12 protein-coding genes are annotated in these 15,134 nt (G+C 62.2%); 4 read left to right on the top strand and 8 right to left on the bottom strand.

The window, feature by feature from the left end; all coding sequences use genetic code 11:
* Position 1: 1 nt before the first annotated feature.
* The 6 genes from C6558_RS30320 to C6558_RS30345 all read right to left on the bottom strand — a co-directional run bounded on the left by C6558_RS30320 (position 2) and on the right by C6558_RS30345 (position 9,099).
* On the bottom strand, positions 2 to 904 hold the full coding sequence (locus C6558_RS30320; RefSeq protein WP_057206532.1) for a branched-chain amino acid ABC transporter permease: 903 nt from the start codon (positions 902 to 904) through the stop codon (positions 2 to 4).
* A gap of 291 nt (positions 905 to 1,195) precedes the next feature.
* Positions 1,196 to 3,622 carry an FAD-dependent oxidoreductase gene (locus C6558_RS30325; protein WP_057216132.1) on the bottom strand — a complete coding sequence of 809 codons (2,427 nt, stop codon included), beginning with the start codon at positions 3,620 to 3,622 and terminating at the stop codon, positions 1,196 to 1,198.
* A gap of 243 nt (positions 3,623 to 3,865) precedes the next feature.
* Positions 3,866 to 4,420, bottom strand: coding sequence for a sarcosine oxidase subunit gamma (locus tag C6558_RS30330; RefSeq protein WP_025428149.1), 555 nt, complete (start codon positions 4,418 to 4,420; stop codon positions 3,866 to 3,868).
* A 10-nt stretch (positions 4,421 to 4,430) separates the two neighbouring features.
* A complete protein-coding gene (locus C6558_RS30335; RefSeq protein ID WP_025428150.1) occupies positions 4,431 to 7,388 on the bottom strand; it encodes a sarcosine oxidase subunit alpha family protein in 2,958 nt (985 codons plus the stop codon).
* Positions 7,385 to 7,663 (bottom strand): sarcosine oxidase subunit delta, encoded by a 279-nt coding sequence (locus C6558_RS30340; protein WP_025428151.1) that lies wholly within the window; start codon positions 7,661 to 7,663, stop codon positions 7,385 to 7,387. The genes C6558_RS30335 and C6558_RS30340 overlap by 4 nt, the downstream gene beginning before the upstream one ends.
* 185 nt (positions 7,664 to 7,848) lie before the next feature.
* Positions 7,849 to 9,099 (bottom strand): sarcosine oxidase subunit beta family protein, encoded by a 1,251-nt coding sequence (locus C6558_RS30345; RefSeq protein WP_025428152.1) that lies wholly within the window; start codon positions 9,097 to 9,099, stop codon positions 7,849 to 7,851.
* Between the two features lie 228 nt (positions 9,100 to 9,327).
* Between C6558_RS30345 and cysQ the strand changes: the two genes are divergently transcribed.
* A complete protein-coding gene (cysQ, locus tag C6558_RS30350; protein WP_025428153.1) occupies positions 9,328 to 10,104 on the top strand; it encodes a 3'(2'),5'-bisphosphate nucleotidase CysQ in 777 nt (258 codons plus the stop codon).
* 163 nt (positions 10,105 to 10,267) lie between these two features.
* Here the strand turns inward: cysQ and C6558_RS30355 are convergent, their stop codons facing one another.
* Positions 10,268 to 10,645 carry a response regulator gene (locus C6558_RS30355; RefSeq protein WP_025428154.1) on the bottom strand — a complete coding sequence of 126 codons (378 nt, stop codon included), beginning with the start codon at positions 10,643 to 10,645 and terminating at the stop codon, positions 10,268 to 10,270.
* A 271-nt stretch (positions 10,646 to 10,916) separates the two neighbouring features.
* Between C6558_RS30355 and C6558_RS30360 the strand changes: the two genes are divergently transcribed.
* Positions 10,917 to 11,429, top strand: coding sequence for a Dps family protein (locus C6558_RS30360; RefSeq protein ID WP_025428155.1), 513 nt, complete (start codon positions 10,917 to 10,919; stop codon positions 11,427 to 11,429).
* Positions 11,430 to 11,500: 71 nt separating this feature from the next.
* Here the strand turns inward: C6558_RS30360 and C6558_RS30365 are convergent, their stop codons facing one another.
* Entirely contained in the window at positions 11,501 to 12,256 is a 756-nt protein-coding gene (locus C6558_RS30365) for a Crp/Fnr family transcriptional regulator (protein ID WP_025428156.1), read from the bottom strand.
* A 212-nt stretch (positions 12,257 to 12,468) separates the two neighbouring features.
* On the opposite strand from C6558_RS30365, the gene C6558_RS30370 reads away from it, so the two are divergent.
* Both C6558_RS30370 and C6558_RS30375 read left to right on the top strand, forming a co-directional pair.
* Entirely contained in the window at positions 12,469 to 13,326 is an 858-nt protein-coding gene (locus tag C6558_RS30370) for an SDR family NAD(P)-dependent oxidoreductase (RefSeq protein ID WP_057216160.1), read from the top strand.
* Between the two features lie 95 nt (positions 13,327 to 13,421).
* Complete coding sequence (locus C6558_RS30375) at positions 13,422 to 14,978, top strand: VOC family protein (RefSeq protein WP_025428158.1); 1,557 nt, start codon at positions 13,422 to 13,424, stop codon at positions 14,976 to 14,978.
* Positions 14,979 to 15,134 lie beyond the last annotated feature (156 nt).

Raw genomic sequence — 15,134 nt, forward strand, 5'->3', positions numbered from 1 at the left:
TTTATACCTTCTCGACTTCCGGTCGTCCGAGTATGCCAGACGGCTTGAAGATCAGGACGATTGCGAGAATGGAGAACGTCGCAACATCCTTGTAGTCGATAGTGAAATAAGCGGACCAGAGGGACTCGATGAGGCCGATCAGCAACCCGCCGAGAACAGCGCCCGGCAAGGAGCCGATGCCGCCAAGAACAGCTGCAGTAAAGGCCTTGACCCCCGGAACAAATCCGTCGGTGAAGACGACCACACCATAATACATCAAGTACATGGTGCCGGCGACAGCAGCGAGCGCTGCGCCCATGATGAAGGTCACCGAGATGGTACGGTCGACGTCAACACCCAGGAGGGCCGCCATCTTGCGGTCCTGTTCCGTTGCGCGCTGAGCGCGCCCGAGCGGCGTCTTGTTGACGATGTACCAGAACACGGACAACAGGATCGCCGTGATGATGATGATGATGATCTGCTTCAGCGAGATCGTGATGCCCAACACCTCGTAAACCGAGGAAACGAGCGGCGGGATCGGCTTGTTGCGCGGTCCCTGCGTCACCTGGATGAAGTTCGACAGGGCGATCGACATGCCGATTGCCGTGATTAGCGGAGCCAGGCGGAACGAACCGCGTAGCGGCCGGTAAGCCACCCGCTCGATGGTCCAGTTCCAGAGCGCCGCCGTCAGCATGCCGACGATCATCATCAGCAACAGGGCAAGTACAACCGGTATGCCAGCCATGAATGTTGTGAGAAGCAGAAAGACAATCAAAGCGGCAAAACCGCCGAGCATGAAGATATCGCCGTGGGCGAAGTTGATCATGCCAATGATGCCGTAGACCATGGTATAACCAATTGCGATCATACCATAAATAGACCCAAGAGTCAGCCCATTGACGAGCTGCTGGACGAAATACTCCATCAATCTTCCCCTGGACCAGATCCATAAGGTCCGGTCTCTTGTTTTTTGAGCTCATTGTTGAGCGTTCTGTTGATCGATTCCATACCTCTTTCAAACGAAAAGAAAAGCTAAAAAACGTGGGAGCGGCAAAATCTTCGCCTATAAAATCGATTTGACGCTTTTGAAGTCATAAAAAACAAAAAAAATGCACGTCTCGCCTGGGGAATAGTCAACTTTAGTCTAAAACCGCGTGCAATCCGGCCTGTGGATGAATCGGCAAGCAACAAGACCAGCTCGCCGATTTGCCTCCCGTCAACCACGCATGCGCTCACCGTTTGCGTCGAACAATGGGTAGGGTTGCAACCGCGCCGGCAGGATCTCACCGAGCAGTTCGATCGCCCAGCCTGCCTCTTCATCAGCGATCTCCTTGGGCACGTAACCAAGCGCCACCGACACCCCGCTGGCGTGGGCATAGCCGCCGGATGTCACCCAACCGCGCACCGCGCCGTCGAAATAGATCGGTTCGTCGCCGATGACATCGGCATCGCGCGTCTCGAGCAGGAAGGTGCGCAGACGAAGCTGTCCGCCTTCTGCCTTCTCGCGCATTGCCGCCGCCTTTCCGATGAAACCCGCCGGTTTACCGAGCGCCACAAACCTGCCAAGGCCGGCCTCCAGCGGACCGTAGAGCGGCCGAAACTCGCGCGACCAGCTGCCGAACGATTTTTCGACCCTGAGGGCATTGAGGGCGCGAAGGCCAAACAGCCGGATGCCGAAGGCCGCACCCTTTTCCAGGATCAGATCGAACAGGTAGCGCTGGTATTCCGGCTTCATCCAGATCTCGTAGCCGACGTCACCGGTATAGCTGACCCGACCGACGATCGCCGGCGCCATACCGAGATTCATCCGGCGAATATCCATGAACGCAAAGGCCTTATCACCGACGTCGAGATGGGTCAGCGCCGCCAGCACGTCCCGCGCCTTCGGCCCGGCGATCGACAGCCCGACAAGCTCCAGCTTCAACGGACGGATCGAGACCGAGCCATTCTCTGGCAGGTGCGCCTCGAACCAGCGCATATGATAATCCTCGGCGATGCCGGAGCCGATGAGGAGGAAATCCTGTTCACCGAGCTTGGCGAGCGTGAAGTCGCCGATCAGCTTGCCATCGTCTTTCAGCATCGGCGCCAGCGACATCCGCCCCACAGCCGGGATACGGCAGGCGAGCATCCCATCGAGCCAGGCTTCCGCCCCCGCCCCCTTGATCTCGTATTTGGCAAAGCCGGAGGTTTCCATCAGCCCGACAGCGGCGCGCACCGCGCGGGCTTCGTCGCCGACCGTGTCGAAATCGGTCGAGCGGCGCCAGGAGAAGTGATCCTCGACACCGGCAGGTGCAAACCACAGCGGCGTTTCCAGGCCATAGGAAGCACCGAACACGGCACCGGCCGCCTTCAACCGGTCATAGATCGGCGTCGTGAGCAGCGGCCGTGCGGCCGGCAGCTCCTCGTTCGGATAACGGATGGAAAAACGGCGCGAATAGTTCTCGCGCACCTTGGCGTTGGTATAGGCAAGCGTGGCGAAATCGCCATAACGCGCCACGTCCATGGCAAAGACGTCGAAGCCGGGATCGCCGTCTATCATCCAGTTGGCAAGCGCCAGGCCGACGCCGCCGCCCTGGCTGAAGCCGGCCATGACGGCACAAGCCGACCAGAAATTGCGCAGCCCCCGCACCGGCCCGACCAGCGGGTTTCCATCCGGCGAAAAGGTGAAGGGCCCGTTGATGACCTTCTTGATGCCGGCTCTGTTGAAGGCCGGGAAATGCCGGAAGCCGACCTCGAGTTCCGGCGAGATGCGGTCGATGTCCTCGGCCAGCAGCTCATGGCCGAAATCCCAGGGTGTCGTCACCGGCGACCAGGGGCGGCAGGCTTTCTCATAGGTGCCCATCAACATGCCATTGCGCTCTTGGCGCAAGTAAATCTCGCCATCGAAATCGACACAGTGCATCAGCTCCTTGCCGCGCGTCTGGTTGAACTCGATGACCTCGGGCATATCTTCGGTGATGAGATACATATGCTCCATCGCCAGAACGGGCAGCTCCAGCCCGACCATGCGGCCGACCTCGCGCGCCCAGAGGCCCGCGGCGTTGACCACATGCTCTGCAATGATTTCGCCCTGATTGGTGATGACGCGCCAGGATCCGTCCTCGCGCTGCACGAGATCCTCGACCTTTGTGTGCAGATAGATCTCGGCCCCATTCTTCTTGGCCGACTTGGCATAGGCATGGGTCGTTCCATAGGGATCGAGATGGCCCTCGACCGGGTCGAACACCGCGCCAACGAACTGATCTGGATCCAGCAGCGGCATCAGGTCGTGCGCTTCCTTGGGCGTCAGCAGCTCGGCCTCGAGCCCCATGTAGCGGCCCTTGGCGAGGATCGACTTCATCCAGTCGAAACGCTCCTTGGTCGCGGCCAGCATCATGCCCGACGTCATGTGCAGGCCGATGTCCTGGCCGGAATATTCCTCGATCTCCTTGTAGAGTTCGACGGTGTATTTCTGCAGCTTGGCGACGTTGGGGTCGCCGTTGATCGTGTGCATGCCACCGGCGGCATGCCAGGTCGAACCGGAGGTCAGCTCCGATCGCTCCAGCAGCACCACGTCGGTCCAGCCGAACTTCGTGAGATGGTAGAGGATCGAGCAACCGACAACGCCGCCACCGATCACGACGACTCTGGCATGGCTTTTCATGCGCACACTCCGCTTTCCCGCGCATCCGGGCGAAGCGCGGCTCAGTTTTCAGGAAGAAAGGGTCAGGCACGACTACCGCCCACCCGGTCTGTTCAGGCACGGGAACAGCGTGCGGCGAGCAGGGCAAAGCCTAGTCAGAAAGATGGCCGCGTTAAAGACGTGGCTGCGAAGAACGCTTGTCCGTTTCCGCCATCTGCTGGCGGGTTGGCGACCCAAATGCGGCATTCGATGCCGCATTTGATTTTAGTCGGAAAAAGCGGCCGAAAGGTCGAACGCGCGGCCCATCGCCATCAGGTCGTCGAAGAGCGATTCGGCAAAGCTGCGCGAAACGATCAACTCGAATGCGTTCTCGCCGGTGCGCGCCAGGTTGATGCCGATATGGCCGCAAAGCACATTGGTGCTGCCACCCAGTGCGAAGGCCGCAGGGTGGAGATCGACGCCGATGCCCTTGGCCAGGATCTGCCGCACGGACGGCCCGGAGAGGCGCAACAGAACGCGGCCGTCGCTCTGGTCGACGACATGCGCCTGCGTGCCACACAGCATATCGAGACGGCGCATGAGCCCGACTGGCGTATCGACCTGCGACACCACCAGCCACTCGCCGGGTCCGCAATAACGCAACGACAGGTCGGGTGTCGACGAAAGCGCCCGTTGTACCGCCGCTTCAAGTCCGACATGGGCGAGCACAGTCGCGATTGCCTGCCAATGGCCGACCTCGAGGTGATCCGCATTCGCGGGCTTCGGGGTGCCGCGCAGCTTCTGGTCGAGCGCATGGCGGTTGTTGTAGTCGCGAACCATCACCGCCTCCTCAGGCTTTCAGCTTCTTGTTTTCGGGATCGACGAACGCCGGGTCGCAGACCTCGGCGATGACCTCGTGATCGCGCAGCTTGTCCCAGACGACGATCTTTTCGCCGTAGCGCTCGCGCCCGGACTTGAGGAAGGCAAGCGCGATGTGCTGCCCCAAAACCGGCGAATAGCCGGCGGAGCTGACCCAGCCCTGATCGTTGAGCGTCGACGGCTTCATGCCTTCTTTCAGAAGATGAGCGCCGGCACGCATGTCCTTGTCCTTGTCCACCGGCCTCAGCCCGACAAGCTGCATACGGTCTGCCGCCGTCAGGCCGTAGCGTGCGGACAGATGTTTGCCGATAAAATCGGGTTTCTGCGCCGAAAACATGCGCCCAAGCCCGGCATCGTCGGGTGTCACGCGGCCGTCGAATTCCGCATGAGTCAGAAGCCCCTTTTCAAGCCGCAGCACGTTCAATGCCTCGACACCGTAGGCGCAGATATCATGCGCTCGCCCGGCCTCCATGATCTGCTCGGCAACCGCTTCACCGTAACCGGCGGGAACGGCAAGTTCGAAGGCCAATTCGCCGGAAAATGAGATGCGGAACAGCCGGGCGTGGATGCCGCCGCGAAGCGCCGTTGCGCGTGCCGACAGGAACGGGAAAGCCGTTTCCGAGATATCCTCGTCGACCAGTTGCTGCAGCACATCGCGCGCCTTCGGGCCGGCAATCGCCATCTGCGCCCACTGATCGCTTGACGAGCAGAACCTGACCTTGAGATCGGGCCACAGCACCTGCGCGCAATAATCGATGTGGGACATGACCGCGCCGGCCATGGCAGTGGTCGTCGTCACGAAGAAGTGGTCCTCCGCCAGCCGGCTCACGGTGCCGTCGTCGAAGACGAAGCCGTCCTCGCGCAGCATCAATCCGTAACGGGCCTTGCCGACCGGCAGCTTCAGCATGGCGTTGCAATAGAGCCGGTTGAGAAACTCCGCCGCGTCAGCTCCGAAAACCTCGATCTTGCCGAGCGTCGACACATCGCAGAGCCCGACATTGGCGCGAACATTGAGGACCTCGCGGTCGACGCTTTCGCGCCAGGTCTTTTCGCCGGCGCGCGGGAACCAGGCCGAGCGGAACCAGAGGCCGGAATCGACGAAGGTCGCGCCGTGCTTCTTCGCCCATTCGTGTAGCGGCGACTTGCGGGTCGGCGTCGCGTGGCTGTCGCGGGATGTCCCCGCCAGCGCACCGAAGGAGACCGGCGTGTAGAACGGCCGGAACGTGGTCGTGCCGACCTCGGCCGGACTCACCCCACGCATGCCGGCGAGAATGCCGACCGCATTGATATTGGAAAGCTTGCCCTGGTCGGTCGCCATGCCGCTGGTGGTATAGCGTTTGGCGTGCTCCACATGGCCGAAACCCTCGCGCAGCGCGAGACCGAGATCCTTCGCGTGCACATCGTTCTGGAAATCCACGAAGGCCTTCGACTTGGCGCCGGGCACATACCATACAGCAGCAAACGAAGGTTCAACCTCGGGCTCAGTCACCGGCAGCAGTGCTGCGGCCGCGTTGAAGCCAAGCTCTGAGGCAATCGCAGTCGCCTTCTCGGCACCGTCGCGCAGGCAGCCGGCAAGCGTGTAGACACCATTGGCCGCTCCAGCGACCCGAAGGGCATTGCCGACATCGGGTGCTGCGAATGCCTTAAGGGTATCCGACCACACCGGCCGAGCGCCGCGCTGGCAGGCGAGATGAATGACCGGGCTCCAACCACCGGACATGCCAAGCGCATCGCAGGCGATCAGTTCCTCAAAGCCCGAGCGCTCGACGACGATGCCCGACAGCCGCCTCCTGCCCCTGGTGTCGACGATCGAGCCGGAGCGGATCACCCGCACGCCATCGGGTGCGACATCGTTGGTCTCCGGTCGGCTGTCGATGATAGTCGAAACCGCAACGCCCTTCGCCGACAGGTCGCGAGCCGTGCGATAGCCGCTGCTGCCGCTGGTGAAGATTGCAACCGACTTGCCGGCAGAAACGCCATAACGCTTAGCGTAGGTCGAAACGGCGCCGGCCATCATCACGCCGGGGCGATCATTGCCGCCAAACACCAGCGGCCGCTCTTCAGCGCCGGTCGCCAGCAGAGCGCGCTTGGCGGCAATGCGCCACACGCGTTCGGTCGGCAGCTTGGTCGATGGCTCGGCCACATGTTTCTGCACGCGCTCGACCGCACCGAAGACATTGTCGTCATACCAGCCGAAGACCGTGGTGCGCGGCAGAAGCGTGACGTTTTCGAGTGACTTCAGTTCAGCGACGGCACGATCTGCAAACGCGGGCGCCGACGCACCGTCAACCGTTTCGGTTTCCGACAGCAGCGATCCGCCGAGGCGAAAATCCTCATCCGCCAGGATAACGCGAAGCCCGGCGCGACCGGCCGTCAAGGCGGCCATCAGACCCGCCGGTCCGCCGCCGACGACGAGCAAATCGCAGAAGGCCCAGGATTTTTCATAGCTCTCGGGGTCGCGTTCCAGCACCGCCCGCCCGAGACCGGCGGCCCGCCGGATCACCGGCTCATAAAGCTTTTCCCAGAGCTGGCGGGGCCACATGAAGGTCTTGTAGTAGAAGCCGGCGCCGAGAAACGGCGAAAGCAGGCCGTTGACCGCGCAGACATCGAACCCGAGCGATGGCCAGCGGTTCTGGCTCTTCGCCGTCAAGCCGGCATAGAGCTCGGCGACCGTCGCCTTGGTATTCGGATCGCTGCGGGCGCCCGAACCAAGGGTCACGAGCGCGTTCGGCTCCGACGGCCCGGCACTGACGATGCCGCGCGGCCGGTGGTACTTGAAGCTGCGGCCGACCAGCATCTGGTCGTTGGCAAGCAAGGCAGAGGCAAGCGTATCGCCGGCAAAGCCGCGCAGCGGGTTGCCGTCGAAGGTGAAGCTCAGCACTTTGCTGCGATCGACAAGACCGCCGGCGGACAGGCGATAAGCGGTCATCGCTGCGCCTCACGCGCCGCGGCCGCACCGTCGACAGCCGAATAGACCTCATGGGTGACCGTGTCGCGTTCGACAACCAGGAACCGGCGACAGCCGGCAACATGATGCCAATGTTCTACCGTTCGGCCGCGTGGGTTGGCGCGCACATAGACATAGTCATGCCAGGCTTCATCCGAGGCTGAAGGCGCCGGCCGAATGACCGACGCATCGCCACGGATTGCGAACTCTTCCTTCGGGCGGACCCCGCAATGGGGACAGGTGATCAGGCTTGCCATTGTCTTCCGTATCCTGGAGCCTCAACACAGCTCCCTCAATATTCCTGGTCAGCCGGATGGTCGTCATCCGGCTCGCGCCGATCTAGAGCGCCGTGCGTTCAGATGAACGCACAAAGGACGCTCTAGCACTTTGATTCTAGAGCATCTTATCCGCTTTCAGTGATTCCACTTGAAAGCGGGATGCTCTAGTGAAGATTGGGCTGCGGCCCGGCCCCTGCCTCGTCGACCGCATAGCCCCGCGCGAAACGATCGAGCCGCAGGGCGCGCGCCACCGGGTGGGTGTCGTTCCTGGCGATGAGATGCGCGAAACAGTAGCCCGAGGCCGGCGTCGCCTTGAAGCCGCCGTAGCACCAACCGCAATTGAGGTAGAGGTTGTCGATCGAGGTGCGGTCGATGATCGGCGATCCATCCATGCTCATGTCCATGACACCGCCCCAGGCGCGCAGCACCCGGACGCGCGACAGGCCGGGGATCATCGACACCCCCTCCTCCATCACATGTTCGGCCGTCGCTAGATTACCGCGCTGGGCATAGGAGGAGTAACCGTCGATCTCGGCGCCGAAGACCAGTCCGCCCTTGTCCGACTGCGAGATATAGAAGTGTCCGCCGCCATAGACGATCACGTGATCGATGCACGGCTTCAGCCCCTCGGTCACGAAGGCCTGCAGCACGTGGCTTTCGAGCGGCAGCTTCAGGTCGGCCATCTCGCCGACGCGCGAGGAGTTGCCGGCCGCTGCCAGCGCCAGCTTGCCGCAACCGATGAAGCCCTTTGACGTTTCCACCCCGGTGACGACGCCATTCTCGCGGCGAATGCCGGTCACCTCGCAATGCTCGATGATGTCGACGCCGTGCTGGTCCGCCCCGCGCGCATAACCCCAGGCGACGGCGTCATGGCGGGCGGTGCCCGCGCGCCGCTGCAGGAGGCCCCCGAGGATCGGGTAGCGCGCATGATCATAATTGAGGAAGGGGATCATCTTCTTCAGTTGTTCGCGCTCGATCAACTCGGCCGCAACCCCTTCCATCCACATCGCGTTGCCGCGCCTGACATAGGCGTCGCGCTGGGCGTCGCTGTGGTAAAGCATGATGACGCCGCGCTGGGAGAGCATGACGTTGTAGTTCAGGTCCTGCTCAAGCCCTTCCCAGAGCTTCATCGAGAATTCGTAGAAGGGTTCGTTGCCGGGCAGCATGTAATTGGAGCGCACGATCGTGGTGTTGCGGCCGACATTGCCCGATCCGAGATAGCCCTTTTCGAGCACCGCGACGTTCTTCACGCCGAATTCCTTGGCGAGATAGTAGGCGGTCGCAAGACCATGGCCGCCGCCACCGACAATGATTACGTCATAATGGGATTTCGGCTGAGGCTGTCGCCATTGCGGTTTCCAGTTCAGGTTTCCGGAAAGGGCGTTCCTGACGATCGAGTATGCGGAATAACGCATGAAGTCATCCAGTTCAGTTGCGTCGGCACATTTGCACAGCCGGCGCGAGGAGCAAAGATGCAAGCTTCTCGCAGCTGCAAAAATCAAGCCGGCCATTTGCCGCAAGGCACGAAAACTCGCGTAACCGGCGCCTGCGACACGACATTTCGTAGGAACCGTCTAAAACTATGGGCAACTTCTGTCGTTGAGTGTGGTATGGCCCGACAAAGGCCCGAAAGACGACAGGCAATGCTCGACATTCTGCAAAAATCCGCGATCGCCGCCGGGCGCGCCATCCTCGACATCTACAACGCCGGCCCGGCAGTGACCTACAAGCCCGACTGTTCGCCCGTGACGGACGCCGACGCGTGTGCGGAGCGCATCATCCTGGCCGATCTTGCCGCCGCCTTTCCTGACATTCCCGTCGTGGCTGAGGAATCGGTCGCGGCCGGCTCCATCCCCGACATCTCAGGCAAGTCATTCTTTCTCGTCGACCCGCTCGACGGCACCAAGGAATTCATCGGCCGCCACAACGACTTCACCGTCAACATCGCGTTGATCGAAAACGGCGCGCCAGTTGCCGGCGTCGTCTACGCTCCGGCACTCGGCATCCTCTACGCCGCCGCCGGCGGCAAGGCACTGAAAGCAGTGGTCTCCGAAGCCTTTCACGTCGGACCTGAAACCGTGATCGGCTGTCGCAGTCGCGGCGATCGGCTGGTGGCGCTTGCGAGCCGCTCGCACAACAGTGCCGAGACCGTTGCCTATCTCGCCGAACATGGGATCACCGACTACGAGGCCGTCGGCTCCTCGCTCAAGTTCTGCCTGCTGGCCGACGGCCTTGCCGACGTCTACCCGCGCTTCAGCCGTACGATGGAGTGGGACACGGCCGCCGGCGATGCCATCCTGCGCGCGGCCGGCGGCGAGACGCTGACGATGGAAGGCACGCCGCTCACCTATGGCAAACGCAATCAGACGAGCGACAGCGATTTTGCCAATCCCTGGTTCGTCTCCCGCGGCAAGACCTGAGGCCGGAATCGGCCAGAACGAGCGTCATTACGATATGGACGTGAGACCGGTAACGCCTCGCCGCCACGCGATGTCATTTCACCATCGCCACCGCCGCTCTCAGCCGGTGGCTTGATGCAGAACCCGGCGAGATTAAGAGACCGAGGCTACGGCTCTAGCCGCCTCACCGCCTGGTGGCCGTGGCGATCAGGTTGCCGATCGAACTCTCGTTGAATGGCTTGTCGATCCTTGGGATACCCCGCAGATGCGCCGGGAAGATCTCCGCGTCGCCGTAGCCGCTGGTAAAGCCGAAACACAAGCCGCGGGCGAGGATCGCATCCGCTACCGCAAAGCTGGTCTCATCCTCGAGATTGACGTCGAGGATGATGAAATCGAACGACTGGGCGGCAATCAGCTTCATCGCCTGATCGGCGTTGGCGGCGATCTGGACATCGCTGATACCCATCGATTTCAGGATTTCTTCGGCATCCATCGCGATGATGAAATTGTCTTCCAGAACGAGCACTGTTCTGATCGACGGTGGAATCTCGATCGTTGGCATTCGGTCCACCTTTCGCGAGAACCATGCGCCGGCCGCAGAAGCGGTCGCCGCATTCAACCTTGATCTATAGACCCCGCGAACCCACCCGGCATTTAAAAAAGACATGTCGGGCACCCCCAGCGATTTTGTCGCATCTCTACCCGCGCCAGCGAAGGAACAAGGCGCGCTGGGGGGCGTTCAATAGGAAGCGGCGCATCGCCGGCTGAAAGCTGCATTCGCGGCCGCGTCTCGATACTCAGGATGAATTTCCGAAACGGATTGGAGAAAGATCATGGCACAGGCAGCCTCCGTGCTGAAACCGAAGGTCAAGGACGAGGAATTCGACATCGGGCTGAAGAAGGCCTATCGCCAGCAGATGGCGGCCGCGCTCTCCGACATTCTCGCCGACACGTACAAGCTTGTCATCAAGAGCCACATCTATCACTGGAATGTCGTCGGTCCGCTGTTCAAGCCGCTGCATGAACTGACCGAGGAACACTACAACACACTGTTCAAGGCCACCGACATCATCGCCGAGCGCATCCGCGCGCTGGGGCACCTGGCGCCGGCAAAGCTTGGCGAGGCCAATCAGTTTGCGCCGACCAGCGCCTCGGTGAACCACACGACCGCCGCCGAGATGGTCGCCGACCTCATTGCCGACCACGAGGCTGCGGCCCGACGCATGCGCGACGCCGGCACCAAGGCCGACGACAACGGCGACCTGGTGACGACGGACATGCTGACCGACCGGCTCAATTTCCATGAGAAGGCGCTGTGGATGTTGAGAGCGATCGTCGCCGCCTGACGACCGATGAACGGTGTCACCGAGCCCCGCCGTCCGGCGGGGCTTCTTGCATATCAGTCCAGACCGAAGCGTCAGATCAGCGGCCGCTTGGCCTCGCTGAAACCTTCCCAGCCGGCGATCGTCAGCAGGCCGTCGATATCGCGAACGTTGCAGCCCTTGTCCGCCCAGCGGATCATGCCACGCTCGGCCAGCTTCTTCAGTGTCTTGTTGGTATGGACGATCGAGAGGCCGAGCGTATCGGCCACGTGCTGCTGCGTAATCGGGATCGCCACGCGGCTGCCGTTGAAGAGGTCCAACGCCTTGGCACGCTGATAGAGAAAGGCGATGAGATAGGCGGCACGTTCCAGCGCCGACCGGCGGCCGATGCTCAAGAGGTTCTCGTCGAGGATGCGCTCTTCGCGCGCGGCGATCCAGGTCAGGTCATAGGCGAGATCAGGATAGCTGCTATAGAGCCGATTGAGCTTGCCGCGTTCGAAGACGCAGAGCGTGACAGGCGAGAGGGCCTCGATCGAATGCTGCATCTCCCCCATGAGGCTGCCCTGTAGTCCAACGAGATCGCCGGGCATGATGTAGTTGAGGATCTGCCGGCGCCCGTCGTCGAGCATCTTGTAGCGAAATCCCCAACCGCTCAGCACGGTAAAGAGATAGGCGCTGTGTGCGCCTTCCACCAGGATCGTCGCCCCGCCGTCGACTGCGAGTTCCCCTGTCTTGAACTGTGAGACGAAGGCCAGCTCGTCCGCGGTGAATGCCCGGAAATGATCGAGCTTGCGCAAGGGACAGCTTTCGCATGGGATGCGTTTGTCGTTGCGGGTTGCCGTTCCTGCCATCAATCCATCCGATACCTGTTGCGGCAGGCCACTCTGGCTACCGATGGTTCTTATCGGAACTAGTGTGCCCGGTCGGGGTGACAAGGTTTGGCGTGCTGAAAACGGATAGATTTCAGGCGCTTCAACGCTAGGCGCAACGGACCACAGTGATGGACAGGCGCCTCCTTGCGCCCTATCTCTTGCGTTCGATCCTGACCGCTGGAGCTTCCGCCATGTCTCACCCCGCCTTTGCCCCCGATCACCTTGCCGTCGTCACCGGCGCCGCTTCCGGCATCGGCCTTGCCAGCGCCCGCCGTTTCGCGCGGCTCGGCATGCGTGTCGTACTCGCCGATCTCGACGACGAGCGCCTGACGCGAGCTGCAGCCGAGGTCGCAGAGTTGTCGTCGCAGGGCACGGACTATGTTGCAGCCATCCCGGCGGACGTTTCTCGCCTTGAAGAGATCGAAGCGCTGGAGCGCGACGCCCGCGCGCGCTTCGGGCCAGTCCATGTGCTGATGAACAATGCCGGCATTCAGCCCGGCAGCGCGATATTCGGCCCGCAGGCAAACTGGGAGGCGGTACTCGCCGTCAATCTCTGGGGCGTCATCAACGGTTCACGCGTCTTCGCCTCGCACATGACCGCCCATGGCCAGCCGGGCGTCATCATCAACACCGGCTCGAAGCAGGGCATCACCACGCCTCCCGGCGACCCCGCCTACAATGTTTCAAAAGCCGGCGTGAAGGCGTTCACCGAGGCGCTGGAACATGAATTGCGCAACATCGCCGGCGGCCAGGTCCACGCCCATCTGCTCATCCCCGGCTTCGTCTACACGTCGCTGACCGCAAGTGGCCGCACGGAAAAACCGGAAGGCGCCTGGACGCCGGATCAGACAGTAGACTTCATGATGGAAAGCCTTGAGCGCGGCGACTTCTACATCCTCTGCCCGGACAACGACGTGATCCGGTCGACTGACGAGAAACGTATTCTGTGGGCAGCCGGCGACATCGTCGAGAACCGGCCGCCGCTGTCGCGCTGGCACCCGGATTATGCCGACGCCTTCAAGGCCTTCCTCGCCAAGGAGCGGAGCTGACTTTTCCGCCCACGTGAACACAGCGTTCTCCGCCGCGGTTCTGGCGCCAGCGATCCGCATGTGGTTTGTGAGCGCATCATCTCGGGAGACGAAAAATGACGAGCGGCATCCACCACATCACGCTGATTGCTCGCAAGGTGCAAGCGAACGTCGATTTCTACGTCGGCTTCCTCGGCCTGCGCCTGGTAAAGCGAACCGGCGGCTACGAGGATGCCACCCAGCTCCATCTCTTCTACGGCGACGCTGAGGGCTCCCCCGGCTCGCTTGTGACCTTCCTGATGTGGGAGGACGGCGCACCCGGCCGCGTTGGCCACGGCCAGCCAAGCGAGATCGCCTTTGCCATCGCGCCGGAAAGCATCGGCTTCTGGCTGACGCGGGCGCTCCAGTACAACATCAAGATTTCCGGTCCTGCCCAGGAATTCGGCGAACCGGTGCTGCGGCTCAAGGATCCCGACGGCGTCATCGTCAAGCTCGTGGGAACCAATGCGCTTTCGGCAGCGGCACCATGGAGCACGCGCGACATTCCCCAGGCAGACGCGATCCGGCGCCTGCGCGGAGCGACGATCCTGACGGAGCAGCCGGCCGACTCCGCCCGTTTTCTCGCGGAGCACTTCGGCTATAGCGAAACCGGCGCCACCGACACGATCCGCCGCTTCACCTCGCAATCGGGCGACATCATCGACGTGCGCGACGCCACCGGTTTCTGGACATCGGCACCCGGCACCGGCACGATCGACCATATCGCCTTTCGCGCCCCGGACAAGGAAACCGTTCTGAAGGTCCGCGACGACCTCAAACGTGACGATGCCGGCGTCATCAACGCCCACGACCGCAAATACTTCTATTCGCTTTATGTCCGCGAACCCGGCGGCTCGCTCTACGAGTTTGCAACCGACAAGCCCGGCTTCACCGTCGACGAGCCGAAGGAGACGCTCGGCACGGAGCTGTTCATCCCCGCCCATTTTGCCGACCGCACTGCGGAAACGCTGGTCAGCTTGCCGCAGTTCGCGCTGCCGGGGGAGCCGCGCCTGGCGGAGCGGGACCTGCCCTTCGTTCATCGCTTCTATCATCCGGAGACGCCCGACGACCGCACCTTCGTGCTCCTGCACGGCAGCGGCGGCAACGAGACGCAGCTTCTGCACCTCGCCCATCAGGTGGATCACGACGCCACGCTGCTCGGCGTTCGCGGTCGCTCCACCGAAGAAGGCTCGCCGCGCTGGTTCCGGCGCTATTCCTCGACCACCTTCGACCAGAGGGATGCGCGCTCGGAGGCCGACGCCTTTGCGGCCTTTCTTGAAGGCGCGCGCGATGGCTACGGTATCGATCTCTCAAAGGCCGTTTTCATCGGCTATTCCAACGGCGCCAACCTGCTGGGCGCGCTGATGACCTTGCATCCAGGCCTGATCCGGCAGGTGGTGTTGATGCGCTCGATGGTGGTTCTCGACGATATGCCGACGCCCGATCTCGCCGGCACGAACATCCTGCTTTTGACGGGCAAGAGCGACGGCTACGGCCAGTTTGCGCCGCGCCTCAAAACTGAGCTGGAGAAGACCGGCGCCAGGCTCACGGCCATCGATCTCGACATGGGGCATGAAATCGGCGCTCCCGATATCGCTGCCATCCAGCAATGGCTGACAGAAAACAGCGTCTGAGGGCTCGCGGACGAAGGAAGAGTTCGCGTTGGCAGCGTAGCAGGCGCACCCTCCATTCTCTCCGTCATGCTCGGGCTTGACCCGAGCATCAGGCTTGACCCGAGCATCCACGGCCTCAAGGCTTTGAGCCACGTTGCACCGACGGTGCGCGCGCAG

The organism is Ensifer sp. NM-2 (genome assembly GCF_003024455.1).
Taxonomy (GTDB): domain Bacteria; phylum Pseudomonadota; class Alphaproteobacteria; order Rhizobiales; family Rhizobiaceae; genus Ensifer; species Ensifer canadensis.

Bases quoted from the DNA above. Each gene is read 5' to 3' on its own strand.
- C6558_RS30320 (WP_057206532.1), bottom strand. From the start codon at position 904: ATGGAGTATTTCGTCCAGCAGCTCGTCAATGGGCTGACTCTTGGGTCT.
- C6558_RS30355 (WP_025428154.1), bottom strand. From the start codon at position 10,645: ATGCCAACGATCGAGATTCCACCGTCGATCAGAACAGTGCTCGTTCTG.
- C6558_RS30345 (WP_025428152.1), bottom strand. From the start codon at position 9,099: ATGCGTTATTCCGCATACTCGATCGTCAGGAACGCCCTTTCCGGAAAC.
- C6558_RS30365 (WP_025428156.1), bottom strand. From the start codon at position 12,256: ATGGCAGGAACGGCAACCCGCAACGACAAACGCATCCCATGCGAAAGC.
- C6558_RS30375 (WP_025428158.1), top strand. From the start codon at position 13,422: ATGACGAGCGGCATCCACCACATCACGCTGATTGCTCGCAAGGTGCAA.
- C6558_RS30325 (WP_057216132.1), bottom strand. From the start codon at position 3,622: ATGAAAAGCCATGCCAGAGTCGTCGTGATCGGTGGCGGCGTTGTCGGT.
- C6558_RS30330 (WP_025428149.1), bottom strand. From the start codon at position 4,420: ATGGTTCGCGACTACAACAACCGCCATGCGCTCGACCAGAAGCTGCGC.
- C6558_RS30370 (WP_057216160.1), top strand. From the start codon at position 12,469: ATGTCTCACCCCGCCTTTGCCCCCGATCACCTTGCCGTCGTCACCGGC.
- C6558_RS30340 (WP_025428151.1), bottom strand. From the start codon at position 7,663: ATGGCAAGCCTGATCACCTGTCCCCATTGCGGGGTCCGCCCGAAGGAA.
- cysQ (WP_025428153.1), top strand. From the start codon at position 9,328: ATGCTCGACATTCTGCAAAAATCCGCGATCGCCGCCGGGCGCGCCATC.
- C6558_RS30335 (WP_025428150.1), bottom strand. From the start codon at position 7,388: ATGACCGCTTATCGCCTGTCCGCCGGCGGTCTTGTCGATCGCAGCAAA.
- C6558_RS30360 (WP_025428155.1), top strand. From the start codon at position 10,917: ATGGCACAGGCAGCCTCCGTGCTGAAACCGAAGGTCAAGGACGAGGAA.